This is a genomic window from Streptomyces coeruleofuscus (genome assembly GCF_039532725.1).
GTDB lineage: Bacteria > Actinomycetota > Actinomycetes > Streptomycetales > Streptomycetaceae > Streptomyces > Streptomyces coeruleofuscus.
The window spans coordinates 447,618-460,980 of the sequence record NZ_BAAASE010000005.1 but is presented as its reverse complement, the minus strand read 5'-3'; the positions used below and the strand labels follow the sequence as shown (position 1 = coordinate 460,980).

General features: G+C 69.9%; 11 protein-coding genes. 7 read left to right on the top strand and 4 right to left on the bottom strand.

Annotation, left to right across the window (positions count from 1 at the left end; translation table 11 throughout):
• The first annotated feature begins 280 nt into the window (after window positions 1-280).
• From ABFX81_RS21585 to ABFX81_RS21575, 3 genes are all read left to right on the top strand, one after another.
• A complete protein-coding gene (locus ABFX81_RS21585; RefSeq protein ID WP_346138501.1) occupies window positions 281-1,714 on the top strand; it encodes an endo-1,4-beta-xylanase in 1,434 nt (477 codons plus the stop codon).
• 31 nt (window positions 1,715-1,745) lie between these two features.
• Window positions 1,746-3,116, top strand: a complete 1,371-nt coding sequence (locus tag ABFX81_RS21580; RefSeq protein ID WP_428837204.1) for an RICIN domain-containing protein — start codon at window positions 1,746-1,748, stop codon at window positions 3,114-3,116.
• A 158-nt stretch (window positions 3,117-3,274) separates the two neighbouring features.
• On the top strand, window positions 3,275-4,273 hold the full coding sequence (locus ABFX81_RS21575) for an RNA polymerase subunit sigma-70 (protein WP_086855187.1): 999 nt from the start codon (window positions 3,275-3,277) through the stop codon (window positions 4,271-4,273).
• Between the two features lie 192 nt (window positions 4,274-4,465).
• Here ABFX81_RS21575 and ABFX81_RS21570 read toward each other — a convergent pair whose 3' ends face one another.
• Window positions 4,466-5,638, bottom strand: a complete 1,173-nt coding sequence (locus ABFX81_RS21570; RefSeq protein WP_086855186.1) for an alpha/beta fold hydrolase — start codon at window positions 5,636-5,638, stop codon at window positions 4,466-4,468.
• Window positions 5,639-5,740: 102 nt separating this feature from the next.
• On the opposite strand from ABFX81_RS21570, the gene ABFX81_RS21565 reads away from it, so the two are divergent.
• The gene (locus tag ABFX81_RS21565) at window positions 5,741-6,310 is read left to right on the top strand and encodes an ABATE domain-containing protein (protein ID WP_086855185.1); all 570 of its coding nucleotides are present in this window, start codon (window positions 5,741-5,743) and stop codon (window positions 6,308-6,310) included.
• Window positions 6,311-6,338: 28 nt separating this feature from the next.
• On the opposite strand, the gene adh is transcribed toward ABFX81_RS21565, so the two are convergent.
• Window positions 6,339-7,856, bottom strand: coding sequence for an aldehyde dehydrogenase (gene adh, locus ABFX81_RS21560; protein ID WP_346138500.1), 1,518 nt, complete (start codon window positions 7,854-7,856; stop codon window positions 6,339-6,341).
• Window positions 7,857-7,952: 96 nt separating this feature from the next.
• On the bottom strand, window positions 7,953-9,176 hold the full coding sequence (locus ABFX81_RS21555; RefSeq protein ID WP_346138499.1) for a GAF domain-containing protein: 1,224 nt from the start codon (window positions 9,174-9,176) through the stop codon (window positions 7,953-7,955).
• A 295-nt stretch (window positions 9,177-9,471) separates the two neighbouring features.
• On the opposite strand from ABFX81_RS21555, the gene ABFX81_RS21550 reads away from it, so the two are divergent.
• Entirely contained in the window at window positions 9,472-9,774 is a 303-nt protein-coding gene (locus ABFX81_RS21550) for a hypothetical protein (protein WP_346138498.1), read from the top strand.
• Here the strand turns inward: ABFX81_RS21550 and ABFX81_RS21545 are convergent.
• On the bottom strand, window positions 9,740-10,228 hold the full coding sequence (locus ABFX81_RS21545) for a hypothetical protein (protein WP_086842204.1): 489 nt from the start codon (window positions 10,226-10,228) through the stop codon (window positions 9,740-9,742). The two genes, ABFX81_RS21550 and ABFX81_RS21545, sit on opposite strands and share 35 nt — an antisense overlap.
• A gap of 708 nt (window positions 10,229-10,936) precedes the next feature.
• Here ABFX81_RS21545 and ABFX81_RS21540 point away from each other — a divergent pair.
• Both ABFX81_RS21540 and ABFX81_RS21535 read left to right on the top strand, forming a co-directional pair.
• Window positions 10,937-12,802, top strand: coding sequence for a phage tail sheath subtilisin-like domain-containing protein (locus tag ABFX81_RS21540; RefSeq protein WP_086842195.1), 1,866 nt, complete (start codon window positions 10,937-10,939; stop codon window positions 12,800-12,802).
• 34 nt (window positions 12,803-12,836) lie between these two features.
• Window positions 12,837-13,361 (top strand): phage tail protein, encoded by a 525-nt coding sequence (locus ABFX81_RS21535; protein ID WP_004003113.1) that lies wholly within the window; start codon window positions 12,837-12,839, stop codon window positions 13,359-13,361.
• Window positions 13,362-13,363: the final 2 nt, after the last annotated feature.

The following is a 13,363-nucleotide window of genomic DNA, read 5'->3' as shown; positions in this document are numbered from 1 at the left end:
GAACCCGGCCTCAGTCCGAGATGTCGAACCAAGCAGATTCACGCACAGCTGCACGACAGATCCGCGCACCAGAGCACCTGCGCCACCCCGTTCGTTCCGGTGAGGTTCGCACCAGCGCACCTGGCTCTTCGCGCAGTTGGAGAGCAGCTTGGAGAGGTGCGCGACGCCGCGTGGCGGTCCCCCGGCTGAGCCGCGATGGAGCACCCCCATGCCTGGGAGCGGACGAGGTATTTCCCCTGCGCTTCAGTCCTTCCGTGATTTCTACCTTGGAGGCACAGTCATGGGCTCGTATGCCCTTCCCAGATCCGATATCCGGCGGAAGATCCGTGGCCTGCTGCTGGCGCTGGTCGTCGGCGTCCTCGGTGTGGTCACCGCACTGGTCGCGCCGCCGCCGGCCGCACACGCCGCCGAGAACACGCTCGGCGCCGCGGCGGCGCAGAGCGGCCGCTACTTCGGCACCGCCATCGCCTCGGGCAGGCTGGGCGACTCGGCGTACACGTCGATCGCGAGCCGTGAGTTCAACTCGGTGACGGCCGAGAACGAGATGAAGATCGACGCCACCGAACCGCAGCCGGGCCGGTTCGACTTCTCCGCCGGTGACCGCGTCTACAACTGGGCGGTGCAGAACGGCAAGCAGGTGCGCGGCCACACCCTGGCCTGGCACTCCCAGCAGCCCGGCTGGATGCGGAGCCTCAGCGGCAGCGCGCTGCGCCAGGCGATGATCAACCACATCAACGGCGTGATGGCTCACTACAAGGGCAAGATCACCCAGTGGGACGTCGTGAACGAGGCCTTCGAGGACGGCAATTCGGGAGCCCGGCGCGACTCCAACCTGCAACGCACCGGCAACGACTGGATCGAGGTCGCCTTCCGCGCCGCCCGCGCCGCCGACCCGGCCGCCAAGCTCTGCTACAACGACTACAACGTCGAGAACTGGACCTGGGCCAAGACCCAGGCCATGTACCGCATGGTCCGAGACTTCAAGCAGCGCGGCGTGCCGATCGACTGCGTCGGCTTCCAGTCGCACTTCAACAACGACAGCCCGTACAACAGCAACTTCCGCACCACCCTGCAGAGCTTCGCCGCCCTCGGCGTCGATGTGGCCATCACCGAGCTCGACATCCAGGGCGCCTCGCCCACGACCTACGCCAACGTGACCAACGACTGCCTGGCCGTCCCGCGCTGCCTCGGCATCACCGTCTGGGGTGTGCGCGACAGCGACTCCTGGCGACGGGAGCACACACCGCTGCTGTTCAACGACAACGGCAGCAAGAAGCCCGCCTACAGCGCCGTCCTCAACGCACTCAACGGCGGCTCTACCACGCCCCCTCCGGACGGCGGACCGATCAAGGGCGTCGGTTCGGGCCGCTGCCTGGACGTGCCCGGCACCAGCACCACTGACGGCACCCAGCTCCAGCTGTGGGACTGCAACAACGGCACCAACCAGCGGTGGACGCACACCGCCGCCGGGGAGCTCAGGGTCTACGGCAACAAGTGCCTGGACGCCGCCGGCACCGGCAACGGCGCCAAGGTCCAGATCTACAGCTGCTGGGGCGGCGACAACCAGAAATGGCGCCTCAACTCCGACGGATCCATCGTGGGCGTCCAGTCCGGCCTCTGCCTCGACGCCGTCGGAGCCGGCACCGCCAACGGCACCCTGATCCAGCTCTACTCCTGCTCGAACGGCAGCAACCAGCGCTGGACCCGCACCTGATGGGACCTGCCACAGACGAAAGGGTGAGTCGATGAAGACCTACGGTGCGGCTTCCCCCGCCCCTCCGCGCAGACATCGCTGGTGGTCCCGGGTCGCCGCCGTGGTGGCGGCGACCCTCGCGATCGGCATGCTCGCCGCGGTGAATCCGGCGCCCGCCGAGGCGGCGACGGTGGACACCAATGCCTGGTACGTCCTGGTCAATCGCAACAGCGGCAAGGCGCTGGACGTCTCCGGCACGTCCACCGCCGACGGCGCGCGGGTCAGCCAGTGGGCGCGCAACGACGGAGCCAACCAGCAGTGGCAGTTCGTGGACTCCGGCGGCGGCTTCTACCGCCTCAAGGCCCGGCATTCGGGCAAGGTTCTCGACGTGGCCGGCGCCTCGACCGCGGACGGTGCCGCGATCCAGCAGTGGGCCGACCACAACGGGGCCAACCAGCAGTTCCGCCTGGCCGACTCCGACGCGGGTCACGTCCGGCTGGTCAACCGCACCAGCGGCAAGGCGGTGGAGGTGCAGGGCGCCTCCACGGCCGACGGCGGCAACGTCGTCCAGTACTCCGACTGGGGCGGCGCCAACCAGCAATGGCAGATGGTCAAGCTGTCGTCCGGTGGCGGCGGCGGATGCGGCAGCGCCCCGACTCTGACGAGCGGTACGCACACGATTCAGAGCGGCGGCAAGAGCCGCAGCTTCATCCTCAGGGTTCCCGCCAACTACGACAACAGCCACCGCTACCGGCTGATCTTCGCGTTCCACTGGCGGGGCGGAACCGCCGGCGACGTCGCCTCGGGCGGCACGAGCGGGAACGCCTGGTCCTACTACGGCCAACAGGAACAGTCGAACAACAGCGCGATCCTCGTCGCCCCTCAGGGCCTCGGCAACGGCTGGGCCAATTCGGGCGGTGAGGACGTCACCTTCGTCGACGACATGATCCGGCGCATCGAGAGCGGCCTCTGTGTCAACCCGGCACAGCGCTTCGCCACGGGATTCAGCTGGGGCGGCGGTATGAGCTACGCACTCGCATGCAGCCGGGCGAACGTCTTCAGGGCCGTAGCGGTCATCTCCGGCGCCCAGATCAGCGGGTGCAGTGGCGGCACCCAGCCCATCGCCTACTTGGGAATCCACGGCATCAGCGACAACGTCCTCAACATCGGGCAAGGACGGTCCCTGCGCGACACATTCGTCCGCAACAACGGATGCACCCCCCAGAGCCCGCGCGAGCCCGCACCGGGCAGCCGAACGCACATCACCACCTCCTACTCGGGCTGCCGTGCCGGATACCCGGTCCAATGGGCCGCCTTCGACGGAGGCCACATCCCCGGTCCGGTCGACGGCTCCTCCGGCGAAAGCGGCGTCACCACCTGGACCAAGGCAGAGATCTGGAGGTTCTTCGCACAGTTCCAGTGACACGCCCGCACCACTGAGTGGAGCCAGGATGATCCTGGCTCCACTCCGTCGACGTCGATCCCGGATCAAGAACAGCGCATCCGGCCGCAGTGATGAGTTTTCGCGCCCGCAGCCGTCACACCTATGACGGGACACGAGCGAGGCGGAAGGACGACGTGATGAGTGCGGACACGCGGCTGGAGGAGCTGGGCGTGAGCGGTCTGGGCGAGGTCGACGAGCCGGCGTTCTCGGGGCTGGCGGAGCGGCACCGGCGGGAGCTGCACGTGCACTGCTACCGGATGCTCGGGTCGTTCGACGACGCCGAGGACACCGTGCAGGAGACGTTCCTCCGTGCCTGGCGGGGGCGGGAGAGCTTCGAGGGGCGGTCGACGTTCCGGGCCTGGCTGTACCGGATCGCCACGAACGCCTGCCTGGACCTGCTCGCCAAGTGCCGCCCGGAGCCCGCGGCCGGCGGCGAGGTGCTGTGGTTGCAGCCCTACCCGGACCGGCTGCTCGACGAGCTGCCCGCGGGGGACGCGGACGAGCCGGAGACCGTCGCCGTCGCGCGGGAGACGCTCGAGCTGGCGTACCTGGTCGCCGTCCAGCACCTCGCGCCGCGCCCGCGGGCCGCGCTGATCCTGCGGGACGTGCTCGGCTGGCCGGCGAAGGACGTCGCGCAGTTCCTCGGGGACTCCGTCAACTCCGTGAACAGCGCGTTGCAGCGGGCCCGCGCCGGCATGCGGGAGCACCTGCCCGCCGAGCGGCAGGACTGGACCGGAGGCGAGGGGGACGCCGGAACGCGTGAGCTGGTACGCCGCTACACCGACGCCAGTGTGGCCACGGACATCCCTGCCCTCGCCGCGATGCTGCGGGACGACGTCCGTTGCTCGATGCCGCCCACGCCGGGCCTGTACGTCGGCCGCGACACGGTCGTGAACAGCTGGATCGAGGACGGCTTCGAGGGCATGAAGGGCCTGCGCACCGTCCTCACCTCCGTGAACCGGCAGCCCGCCGTCGCCTTCTACCTCTGGCGGAAGCCGGAGGGCGCGTACCTGCCGCTGACGATCGACGTCCTGCGCGTCACCGGCGGGGCGATCACCGAGATCGTCACGTTCCACGACGACCAGTTCCCCCGGCTCGGGCTGCCGGAGCGCCTGCCGGCGGACGGCACGGAGTAGTCCCGGCGTGCCCTCGCGCTGCGCGGTGGTCGCGGCGGAGTGGTGCGACGCGTTCGGCGTCGTCACCCGCGGGCGGGTGCAACTGGAGCCGCACGACGGCGGGCCCCCGGCCGCTCGGATCAGCCGCAGGCGGAGTTTCCTGCCGCTCGGCGCCGGATCAGGCGGTGATCGAGTGCCGGCACCCAGCCGCGGTCACCGATCAGCGGCCAGCACTGCCGCGAGGCCTTCTTGCAGATCTTTGACGAAGAACTCGGGAACCTCCAGTGACGGGAAATGTCCCCCTGTGTCGGGGGACCTCCATCGGACGATCTGTCGGTACCGCTCCTGTGCCCAGGGGCGCGGAGACTTCTCGATGTCGCGGGGATACATGGTGATTGCCGACGGGACGTCGACCCGAAGTTCGGGATCGAGCGAGTTGTGGCTTTCGTAGTAAATGCGGGCCGCCGATGCGCCGGTCCGCGTCAGCCAATACAGGGTGACGTCGTCAAGAACCCTGTCTCTGGACATCGTCTCGAACGGGCTGTCCTCGGTGTCCGACCACTCGGCGAACTTGTCAAGGATCCAGGCGAGAAGCCCGACCGGTGAGTCGACGAGCGAGTAGCCGATGGTCTGCGGTCGGGTCGCCTGCTGCTTCGCGTACGCCGCGCGGTGGCGCCAGAAATCGCGGGTTTCCTCGGTCCACCGGCGCTCGACCGCCGTCAGCCCGTCCGTCGTCAACCCGGGCGGTGCCTCCGCGAACAATGTGTGGATGCCGAGAACGTGCGCCGGGAACCTGCCGCCGAGAACCGTGGTGATATTGCCTCCCCAGTCGCCGCCGTGGGCTGCGAACCTGCTGTAGCCGAGCCTTCCCATCAGTTCCACCCAGGCGGCCGCGATCTTTTCGGTTCCCCACCCGGTGGTGGCCGGCTTGTCGCTGTAGCCAAAGCCTGGCAGCGACGGGACCACGACGTGGAACGCCGGCGCGTCTGCATCTTTCGGATCTGCCAGCTCGTCCACCACATCGACGAACTCGGCGATGCTGCCCGGCCAGCCGTGCGTCAGGATCAGAGGAGTGGCATCTGCGCGCGCGGACCTGCGGTGCAGGAAGTGGATTCCCAGATCATCAATGGTCGTGCGGAACTGGCCGATACGGTTCAGGCGCTCTTCGAACGACCGCCAGTCGTACCCGTTGCGCCAGTAGTTCACGACATCGACGAGGTCGGCGAGAGGAACGCCCTGTTCCCATCGGCGAGGGCCGGGCGCGGCGCGAGAGACCGTCTCAGCCTCCGGTAGTCGCGCCGCGTCCAGTCGCGCGCGCAGATCGTCGAGGTCAGCGTCGGTTGCGTGGGCTTCAAATGCTTGCACGTCGCTGGTCAGACGGGGCATGAGACCTCCCGGCCATCGCGGAACCGGCTACACCTATCGCGAACCGGCTAAGACGGTTCTAGCAGGCCTCCATGCAAGCGTGCAACCAGCTAAGGTGGTTCCATGCGTACTGGATTCCCTGACTTCCGCCTCGGCAGCGTGCTGGCGACCAGCTTCACGGGGACTCTGTCGGAGCGTTTCGGCAACGCTGTGGAGCGCATTCCCACGCCGCACCGACTCGTCGACTGGCTGGCAGTGAACGGCCTCGCCGTGGACTCCTGCACCACCGCCCAGCTCGAACTCGCCCGGGAACTGAGGGAGTCGATTCACGCCGCCGCGACAGCGGCCGCGATCCAGGACGCTCTTCCTGCGTCTGCTGTCCAAGTCATCAATGACCGCAGCGCACAGGGTCGGGCCGCGGCGATCCTGACGCCCGAGGGCAAGCGGCGCTGGCAGCTCGGCTCGGCTTCCTGCGTGGAAGACGCCCTCGGCGTGATCGCCGCCGACGCGATCAGCATCATCGCAGGCGAACGAGACGGAAAACTGGCCTTGTGCGCATCGCCGAGCTGCCGAGCGGCCTTCTTCGACACCAGTCAAAGTCGCACCCGCAAGTGGTGCGACATGAACACGTGCGGGAATCGTCAGAAGAAGGCACGCTTCAACGCCAGCCAGCGCCGCAGATCAGCGGAGTGATCGTTGCCTCCCGCCTTTTTCCGTGTGTCTAGAAGAAGCCCAGCTTCTTCGGCGAGTAGCTCACCAGCAGGTTCTTCGTCTGCTGGTAGTGGTCCAGCATCATCTTGTGGGTCTCACGGCCGATGCCGGACTTCTTGTAGCCGCCGAACGCCGCGTGCGCCGGGTACGCGTGGTAGCAGTTGGTCCACACCCGGCCCGCCTTGATCTCGCGGCCCAGGCGGTAGGCAGTGTTGCCGTCGCGGGTCCAGACGCCCGCGCCGAGGCCGTACAGGGTGTCGTTGGCGATCTTCAGGGCCTCGTCGACGGAGTCGTACGTCGTCACCGAGACCACCGGGCCGAAGATCTCCTCCTGGAAGATCCGCATGTCGTTGGTGCCGCGGAAGATCGTCGGCTCGACGTAGTAGCCGCCCTCCAGGCCGGGGACCGCGCGGGGGTTGCCGCCCGTGACCAGTTCGGCGCCTTCCTTCCGGCCGATGTCCAGGTAGGAGAGGATCTTCTCGTACTGGTCGTTGCTCGCCTGAGCGCCGATCATGGTGTCCGGATCCAGCGGGTCGCCGCCGCGAATGGCACGGGTGCGCTCGACGCAGCGGGCCATGAAGTCGTCGTAGATCGACGAGGGGACCAGGGCGCGGGACGGGCACGTGCAGACCTCGCCCTGGTTCAGGGCGAACATCACGAAGCCCTCGACCGCCTTGTCCAGGAAGTCGTCGTCGGCGGCCATGACGTCGGGCAGGAAGATGTTCGGGCTCTTGCCGCCCAGCTCGAGCGTGACGGGGATGATGTTCTCGCTCGCGTACTGCATGATCAGGCGGCCGGTCGTCGTCTCGCCGGTGAACGCCACCTTCGCCACGCGCGGGCTGGAGGCCAGGGGCTTGCCCGCCTCCACGCCGAAGCCGTTGACCACGTTGACGACGCCCGGCGGGAGCAGGTCGGCGATCAGCTCGATGACGTAGAGGAGGCTGACCGGGGTCTGCTCGGCCGGCTTGATGACCACGCAGTTGCCGGCGGCCAGCGCGGGGGCCAGCTTCCAGGTGGCCATGAGGATGGGGAAGTTCCACGGGATGATCTGGCCGACCACACCCAGCGGTTCGTGGAAGTGGTACGCGACGGTGTCGGCGTCGATCTCCGCGATGCTGCCCTCCTGGGCGCGGACGACGCCGGCGAAGTACCGGAAGTGGTCCACCGCCAGCGGGATGTCGGCGGCCAGCGTCTCGCGGACCGGCTTGCCGTTCTCCCAGGTCTCGGCGACGGCGATCTTCTCCAGGTGCTCCTCGATGCGGTCCGCGATCCTGTTGAGGATGTTCGCGCGTTCCGCGGTGGAGGTGCGGCCCCACTGGTCGGCCGCCCGGTGCGCCGCGTCCAGGGCCAGGTCGACGTCGGCCGCGGAGGAGCGGGCGACCTCGCAGAAGACCTTGCCGGTCACGGGGGTCGGGTTCTCGAAGTAGCGGCCCTCGACGGGCGCTGTCCAGTCGCCGTCGATGAAGTTGTCGTAGCGGCGGGCAAAGGTGACGATACTGCCCTCGGTTCCTGGCTGCGCGTACACCATGGCGGCTCTCCTCGGTGAAGGGCGGTGCGGGGCGGGGGACGGCCCTCACTGTGCTCCCGGGAGGTTGGCGCAAGGTTGGCGCGTGACGACGGCCCGTCAGTCGCGCAGGGCCGTCGTCAGCCGGCCCGCCGCGATCGCACGGCGCGTGTCCTTCGGGCCGAGCAGCCGCAGCGCGTGCTCGTGGACCTCCGCGTCGTACGGGGCCCGTTCGCCGTAGCGCAGGGCGTGCTCCGGGTGCGTGCTCGCCAGCACGGCCTCACGCACCGCCACTTCGAGGCGCGTGCGCCACTCCTCGATGCCGGGTGCCTCGGAGCGGGGCAGGAGCGGGCCGCCGTAGCGGAGGAGGGCAGTGTCCGTGTCGCCCTGCTCCAGCGCGCGCAGGACGTCGGCGGCGTCGCAGGACACGGGGGCGGTGAGGGCGTAGTGGCGGGGGGATATCGCGCCGCCCAGCGCCCGGCGCAGGTGGGAGATCTCCGCCTTGAAGGTGGAGGACGTGACCGGCCGGTCGCCGTACAGGGCCGCGCGCAGCCGTTCCGGGGAGAAGCCGCCGGGTTCGAGTGCGAGGAGGGTGAGGATCTCCAGCTGGCGGGGGCGCAGGGGGAGGGGCCGTCCCTCCCGGGCGGCTTGTTCGGAACCCAGGCACGTGAGCCGCAGCCGGCCCGGGCGGGCCACCTCCGTTGTCAGGCGGGCCTCGATCGTCGACACCAGCGTGCGGACGGTGGACATGGCCAGGGGGTGCGAGCGGTCCCAGGTCGTGGACAGGTCCAGTACGCCGATGACCCGGCCGTCCCGGCCGTGGACGGGGGCGCAGTAGCAGACCCAGCCGTGCAGGGCCGACACCAGATGCTCCGCCGAGAAGACGGAGCTGGGGCGGCCGGTGCGCAGGGCGAGGGACAGGGCGTTGGTGCCCATGGCCTGCTCGTCCCAGCGGCCGCCCGGCGCGAAGTTGACGCGCTCGGCCCGGCGGCGCATGGTCGGGCCGCCGCAGGTCCACAGGATGGTGCCGGACTCGTCGGTGACCGCCGTGACGAACCCGGCGTCCTCGGCGATGCTGCGCAGTTCCCCGGCGAGGCCCGAGACCGGCCGGTACAGCGGTGAGGACGTCCAGCGCTGGTGCACCGGGCCGCCGTCGGTGACCGGGGCGCTGTCCCGCCCGGGGTCCACGCTGCTCAGCGAACGCGCCCAGGACTCGGTCACCTCGTGGCGCAATGCCGCGCTGCCGCCCGGCCGCGCGCCCGCGACGCTCAGCCGCGGCACCCAGCGGGACCACTCGTGCTCCAGCACGGCCCTGCGCTGCCGGAGGTCAGGGCGCTGTGACATGGCCTCTCCCTGCCGTCGTACCGGGAGGACCGGTTCCGGGCGCGGTGCCGGCCCGGTCCTCGGTCTGACGTCAGTGTTACCGGATGCGTACGGCCGCGGTCGAGGAGACCGCCGGAATCGCGTAGGAGCCGCCAGGGTGCGCGGGGCAGGGAACGCCCCCGGCCTGAACGGGCGACCGCCTGACTGGATGTTTGTCCGGTGCCCGCGTGCCGCCGTACGGGTGACGGGTTCACTCGACCCGACGGACGGGGCCCGGCGCGCGTACCACCGGTGCGCCCCGTCGCGTTGCCCGGGCATGGACAGCACTGAGACGGCGCGGCGCCCTCTCGGGAACGACGCCGCTCCCCGGTCGTATGCCGAACTCACCAGCGGATACGGGGGTCATCCGCCCATCTACGCGGCCCTCGTCGCCGAGTGGCAGGCCAGGGGCCACGAGGTCCCGGAGCACCGTGACGGCCAGTGGGTCTCCTTCGCGGCTCCTTCCGCGAGCGAGACCTGGGCCGCCCTCACCACATGGACCGTCGGCCGGCACCCGGGGACGGCCGTCCCCGACGGCACCCGCCTCACCAGCAGTCGGCCACCGCGTGCTCCGCGCTGACCGGCGCCAGCACGGCGAGGGCCTCGGTGGCCTCCCGCAGGGCCGACTCCAGCGTGCCCGGGGCGTGCAGGCTGCCCGTACCGTCCGGCGGGACGAGCCACTCCAGGCGCCCGGCGGGCCGGTACGGCGGCGGCACGGCGACCCAGGAGCCCCGGCCGACGTGCCGGACCCCGGAACCGACCCACTCGCTGACGGGGTCGGGTGGCAGGAAGAAGCCCACTCTGCGTGCCGCGCAGTCCACCAGGGTGGGGCCGGGCACCTTCAAGGGGTCGCGCCACAGACAGTCCAGGGCGAGCAGCCCGAGCCGGTCGGGGACGCTGAGCACGTCCCAGTACCGCCCCGCCTCCACGAGCACCGTCCCCGTGCCGTAGTCCCACTCCCGCTTGCACTCCTGAGGGTCCCGGGCGGCCGCCGCGAGCCACTCGACGGCTTGCTTCCACATCACGCTCTGCATGGCCACCCCAGGCACAGTCGGTCGCGCCCCGGCGGGCGCACGCTGGACACGGGCCGGTGACCCGCGAGGCCTCGGGGCTCCGCGTGCCGGTCCGGCAGTGGCCATGCTCGTAGATATTTCTACGCGCTGGAAGGGGTGGCGCGGTCTGGCGTTTGGGTCGGGCATGTCCCGGTCGAAACGGGGCACTCGAAGGTGGATCCCGTAAGGCATCGATCAACTCCGTGCGCGTCCATGCCGCCCTGCTGAAACCGGCCATCGAGGGATGGACGACTGGGGGAGGACTCGGGGAGCGCGCCGGGCGGATGAGACGCCGGTGCCGGAAATGCGGGGTCTCCCAGGCATGCTCTCCGCCCGGCGATCACGGCCGCTGTGTGGGAGGTGTGGACCAGTCCACGAGGGCGCGCGGGCGGGATGTGCGGATCGCGGATTTTTGCCTTCACAAAACCTCCTACCGTGCTGGCCAGAACCCGTCTTGTTCGGTCAACTCCGAACACAGCAAGGTGGATTGAGCACTTGAGCATCAGGAGTCACAAGCGAGCTGCTTGACCCGTGCGACCGAACGCGCGGGTACTGACGGGGGAACTGATGAGGTGCGCGCGTGTCCACCGCCGATGGGTTGGGGGGCCAGGTTCTCGCGCACGGCCACAACGTCTCTCCCTCCTCTCTTGGTGCCTTCATCCGGTGCCCGAGACAGGGATAGGAGGGGGAATGCCGATGAGTGCAGTGAGCGCCGCCAAGCCGACGTATCCCGGCGTCTACGTCGAAGAGCTTCCCAGCAGCACCCGCACCATCTCGACCCTGACCACTTCGGTGACCGCGTTCGTGGGCCACACCCGGCGCGGTCCGCTGAACGAGCCGGTCCGCGTCACCAGCTTCACCGAGTTCGAGCGCCGCTTCGGGGGGTTGAGCGCCCAGAGCGCCGTCGGCTACGCCGTTCACCAGTTCTTCGGCAACGGCGGCACCGTCGCCGTGATCGTCCGCGTCGCCAAGGCCGGCAGCGGCAAGGCCGCCGGCGTCACGCTGGAGTCCACCGAGGGCCACAGCGAGTGCGACGTCCTCAAGGTGCACGCCAAGGAACCCGGAGTGTGGGGCAACGGCCTGCGCGTCGCCGTCGACTACGACACGACCTGCCCCGACGAGACCTTCAACCTGCGCGTCCACGACGCCAAGGGCGAGGCCCGCGAGAGCTTCACCGGCCTGTCCGCCGACCCGTCCCACGGCCGGTACGTACAGACCGTCGTCAACGCCGGCTCCCGGCTGATCCGCGTCGAGGTCGTCGGCGAGGGCCGGCCCGACCCGTCCGGCACCGTCTCCAAGCCGTTCGGGCACGAACTGCCCGACCTCGCCGTGGACCTCACGGTCAAGATCGGCGACGTCGAGCGGGAGTTCACGCTCCACGACCCCGACCACGACGGCGAGGCCCCGCACTCCGTCGCCGAGCTGGCGCTGCTCCTGGAGCGCAAACTGCGCGCCCTGCCCGACGCGCCCGGCAAGCACGCCTTCGCGGGCGCCGAGGTCACCGCCTTCGGCCGGCGCGTCCAGGTCGTCGCGGGCTCCACCGACCCCGAGGACGTCGTCCGCTTCCTCGGCGAGTGCGCCAACGACCTCGGCCTGGAGGCCTCCGTCAACCCGCCCGTCTTCCCGCTGGAGGGCGGCGAGGACGGCGAGGCGCCCGGACCGCGCGACCTCATCGGCTCCGAGGCCGACAAGTCCGGCATCCAGGCACTGCGCGGCGTCGCCGACGTCAACCTCCTCGCGCTGCCCGAACTCGCCGCGTACGAGAAGACCGAGGACGCCGTCACCGTCGTCTCGGCCGCCCAGCGGCTGTGCCAGGAACGGCGGATCTTCCTGCTGGTCGACGCGCCGGGCACCTGGGTCAGCGTCGACACCGCCCGGGCCGGGCTCGCCGCCTTCGACGCCGTGCGCGGCAACCACGCCGGCCTGTACTTCCCGCACCTCCAGCTCACCGACCCCCTCACGGGCCGGCTGCGCTCCTTCCCGCCGTCCGGCGCGGTCGCGGGCGTCATCGCCCGTACCGACTCCGAGCGCGGCGTGTGGAAGGCCCCGGCCGGCACCGAGGCGCGGCTCGCCGGCGTGCACTCGCTCACCGTCAACCTGACCGACCGCGAGACCGGCCTGCTCAACCCGCTCGGCGTCAACTGCCTGCGCACCTTCCCGGTGACCGGCCCGGTGGTCTGGGGAGCGCGCACGCTGGAGGGCTCCGACGCCCTCGACAGCGAGTGGAAGTACGTGCCGGTGCGACGGCTCGCCCTGCACGTCGAGGAGGGCCTCCAGCGAGGCCTCCAGTGGGTGGTGTTCGAGCCCAACGACGAGAACCTGTGGCAGCAGATCCGGCTCGCCGCCTCCTCGTACCTGCACACCCTCTTCCGCCAGGGCGCCTTCAAGGGCGGCACGCCCCGCGACGCCTACTTCGTCAAGTGCGACAGCGACACCACGACCACCGAGGACATCGAGAACGGCGTCGTCAACGTCCTCGTCGGCATCGCGCCGGTCCGCCCGGCCGAGTTCGTGATCGTCAAGATCCAGCAGACGTCCGGGCAGTTCGCGCTCTAAGGAACGCTCCAAGGAATCCCTGAGGACATTTTCGATGGCAGAGTTCACGGTCAACGCCCATCGTTTCGACCCGTACAAGAACTTCAAGTTCCTGGTCCTGTGGGACGGTCGGACGGTCGCGGGTATCAGCAAGATCAGTCCGCTGAAGCGGACGACGGAGGTCGTCAAGCACCGCCACGGCGGCGACCCGTCCTCCCCGCGCAAGTCGCCGGGCCGCTCCGAGTTCGAGGGCATCACCCTGGAGCGCGGCGTCACGCACGACCCCGAGTTCGACCGCTGGGCCAACAAGGTCTGGCAGGTCGGCGCGGGCCTCGGCTCGGAGGTGTCCCTCGCGGACTTCCGCAAGGACATCGTGATCCAGGTCCTCAACGAGGCCGGCCAGGTCGCCGTCTCGCACAAGCTGTACCGGACCTGGCCCAGCGAGTACCAGGTCCTCGGCGAACTGGACGCCAACGCCAACGCGGTGGCCATCCAGTCGCTGAAGCTCGAGTGCGAGGGCTGGGAGCGGGACTACGAGGTGCCCGAGCCGGAGGAGCCCTCCTTCCTGAACCCGGCGTAGCG

Excerpts from the sequence above, each read along its gene's own strand:
- ABFX81_RS21585 (WP_346138501.1), top strand. The coding sequence starts at position 281 with ATGGGCTCGTATGCCCTTCCCAGATCCGATATCCGGCGGAAGATCCGT.
- ABFX81_RS21580 (WP_428837204.1), top strand. The coding sequence starts at position 1,746 with ATGAAGACCTACGGTGCGGCTTCCCCCGCCCCTCCGCGCAGACATCGC.
- ABFX81_RS21575 (WP_086855187.1), top strand. The coding sequence starts at position 3,275 with ATGAGTGCGGACACGCGGCTGGAGGAGCTGGGCGTGAGCGGTCTGGGC.
- ABFX81_RS21570 (WP_086855186.1), bottom strand. The coding sequence starts at position 5,638 with ATGCCCCGTCTGACCAGCGACGTGCAAGCATTTGAAGCCCACGCAACC.
- ABFX81_RS21565 (WP_086855185.1), top strand. The coding sequence starts at position 5,741 with ATGCGTACTGGATTCCCTGACTTCCGCCTCGGCAGCGTGCTGGCGACC.
- adh (WP_346138500.1), bottom strand. The coding sequence starts at position 7,856 with ATGGTGTACGCGCAGCCAGGAACCGAGGGCAGTATCGTCACCTTTGCC.
- ABFX81_RS21555 (WP_346138499.1), bottom strand. The coding sequence starts at position 9,176 with ATGTCACAGCGCCCTGACCTCCGGCAGCGCAGGGCCGTGCTGGAGCAC.
- ABFX81_RS21550 (WP_346138498.1), top strand. The coding sequence starts at position 9,472 with ATGGACAGCACTGAGACGGCGCGGCGCCCTCTCGGGAACGACGCCGCT.
- ABFX81_RS21545 (WP_086842204.1), bottom strand. The coding sequence starts at position 10,228 with ATGCAGAGCGTGATGTGGAAGCAAGCCGTCGAGTGGCTCGCGGCGGCC.
- ABFX81_RS21540 (WP_086842195.1), top strand. The coding sequence starts at position 10,937 with ATGCCGATGAGTGCAGTGAGCGCCGCCAAGCCGACGTATCCCGGCGTC.
- ABFX81_RS21535 (WP_004003113.1), top strand. The coding sequence starts at position 12,837 with ATGGCAGAGTTCACGGTCAACGCCCATCGTTTCGACCCGTACAAGAAC.